Consider the following 2,568-nt stretch of genomic DNA (forward strand, 5'->3'; position numbering starts at 1 on the left):
GCGCGCGACGCCGGGTTCGAGCACGTCAACCTGGACCTGATCTACGGCACCCCGGGGGAGCGTCCCGAGGACTTCGCCGCCTCGCTGGAGCAGGTGGCGCCGTTGACGAAGTCGCCGAACTGGGCCTCCCAGGCGACGAGGGCGTTGATGTTCTCCACCGAGTAGCCGTACTCGAAGCCCATCGCCGCGTACTCGCTGAGCAGCGAGTCGTGCACGAAGAACCGGGAGCGGTCGCCATCGCCGGTGAGCGACTTCAGCGGCAGGTAGTCGTCGCCGGTGCGGGAGTCGACCACCGAGGCGTGCCGCTGCACGAACGTGCCGCGGCGGGAGTCCTGCCCGGCGAGCCGGACGGTGACCCCGTCGTGCAGCAGCGCCCCGAGCGCGATGATCTCGCCGAAGCCCCAGTCGATGTTGCCCTCGACGGACATCTTGGCCCGCCGGTCCAGCAGCTGCTGGATCCGCTTGTGCGGGGTGAAGCCCTCCGGCAGGTTGATGTGCGCCTCGCCGATGGCCTTGACCACTGACGCGTCGGTGGCGGTGTCGACCTGCGGCTCCGGCTCCTCCTCGCGGCGCGGCCGGTTGAGCTGGCGCGGTGCCGAGGCGGCGTCCCGGGTGGCCTTGAAGACCTTCTCCAGCTGCGCCTGGTAGTCGCGCAGCAGCTCCTCCGCGTCCTCCACGGTGATGTCACCGCGACCGATGAGCTCCTCGGTGTAGAGCTTGCGGACCGAGCGCTTCGAATCAATGATCTTGTACATCTGTGGGTTGGACATCGACGGGTCGTCGCCCTCGTTGTGCCCGCGCCGGCGGTAGCAGACCATGTCGATCACGACGTCCTTGTTGAACGTCTGCCGGTATTCGAATGCCAGCCGGGCCACCCGGACCACTGCCTCCGGGTCGTCGCCGTTGACGTGGAAGATCGGCGCCTGGATCATCCGGGCCACGTCGGTGCTGTAGAGGCTGGACCGGCTGTATTCCGGCGCGGTGGTGAAGCCGACCTGGTTGTTCACCACGACGTGCACGGTGCCGCCGGTGCGGTAGCCGCGCAGCTGGGACAGGTTGAGCGTCTCGGCGACCACGCCCTGCCCGGCGAAGGCGGCGTCACCGTGCACCGCCAGCGGCAGCACGGTGTAGCCCTCCAGCTTGAGGTCGATCCGGTCCTGCTTGGCCCGGACGATGCCCTCCAGCACCGGGTCGACGGCCTCCAGGTGCGACGGGTTGGCCACCACCGACACCTTGACCGCGTGCTCACCGTCCGGGGTGGTGAACTTGCCGTTCTGACCCAGGTGGTACTTCACGTCGCCGGAGCCCTGCGTCGAGCGCGGGTCCAGGTGACCCTCGAACTCCGAGAAGATCTTCTCGTACGGCTTGCCGACGATGTTGGCCAGCACGTTGAGACGACCCCGGTGGGCCATGCCGATGACGACCTCGTCCAGCCCGTTCTCGGCGGAGGATTCCAGCACCTCGCCGAGCAGCGGGATCAGCGACTCGCCGCCCTCCAGCGAGAAGCGCTTCTGGCCGACGTACTTCGTCTGCAGGAAGGTCTCGAACGCCTCGGCGGCGTTGAGCCGGTTGAGCACGTGCTTCTGCTCGTCGGCGGACGGCTTCTCGTACCTGCGCTCGATCCGTTCCTGGACCCAGCGACGCTCCTCCGGGTCCTGGATGTGCATGTACTCGATGCCGACGCGGCGGCAGTACGAGTCGCGCAGCACGCCGAGGATCTCGCGCAGCTTCATTCGCTGCCGGCCGGCGAAGCCGTTGACCGGGAACTCGCGGTCCAGGTCCCACAGGGTGAGCCCGTGCTGGAGGACGTCCAGGTCGGGGTGCTTGCGGATCGTGAATTCCAGCGGGTCGGTGTCGGCCATCAGGTGACCGCGCACCCGGTAGGCATGGATCAGCTCGTGCACCCGGGCGGTCTTGTTGATCTGACCCTCGGAGTTGACAGCGACATCGCGCATCCAGCGCACCGGCTCGTACGGGATGCGCAGCGCGGTGAAGATCTGGTCGTAGAAGCCGTGCTCGCCCAGGATCAGCTCGTGCATCACCTTGAGGAACTCGCCGGACTGCGCGCCCTGGATGATCCGGTGGTCGTACGTGCTGGTCAGCGTGATGATCTTGCTGACCGCCAGCTCGGCGAGGGTGGCCTCGGACATCCCCTGGTAGGGGGCCGGGTACTCCATCGCGCCGACGCCGATGATTGCGCTCTGCCCCTGCATGAGCCGCGGCATCGAGTGCACGGTGCCGATGCCGCCCGGGTTGGTCAGCGAGATGGTGGTGCCGGAGTAGTCCTCCATGGTCAGCTCGTTGCGCCGCGCCCGTCGGACCACGTCCTCGTACGCCTGCCAGAACTGCCGGAAGTCCATCTGCTCGCAGCCCTTGATGGAGGGGACCACCAGGTTGCGGCTGCCGTCCGGCTTGGCGAGGTCGATGCGCCCGGCCGCGCACGCCTGCGGAGCTGGTCGGCACGCTGCGGGAGCGTCGGTGCCGACGACCGGATCTACGGCGTGGACCACGGGGTGAGCTTCCACGTGGAGGACAAGCTGCGCACGGTGCTCTGGGGTTGGGCCGGTA

General features: G+C 68.0%; 2 pseudogenes. One reads left to right on the top strand and one right to left on the bottom strand.

Going from position 1 to position 2,568, the window contains the following annotated elements:
• Window positions 1–95: 95 nt before the first annotated feature.
• A pseudogene (locus ABZ749_RS33630) lies at window positions 96–2,426 on the bottom strand (multifunctional oxoglutarate decarboxylase/oxoglutarate dehydrogenase thiamine pyrophosphate-binding subunit/dihydrolipoyllysine-residue succinyltransferase subunit); the annotation flags it as partial.
• A 48-nt stretch (window positions 2,427–2,474) separates the two neighbouring features.
• On the opposite strand from ABZ749_RS33630, the pseudogene ABZ749_RS33635 reads away from it, so the two are divergent.
• A pseudogene (locus ABZ749_RS33635) lies at window positions 2,475–2,568 on the top strand (phosphatidylinositol kinase); the annotation flags it as partial.

The sequence above is a fragment of the Micromonospora sp. NPDC047753 genome, assembly GCF_040642735.1.
GTDB lineage: Bacteria > Actinomycetota > Actinomycetes > Mycobacteriales > Micromonosporaceae > Micromonospora.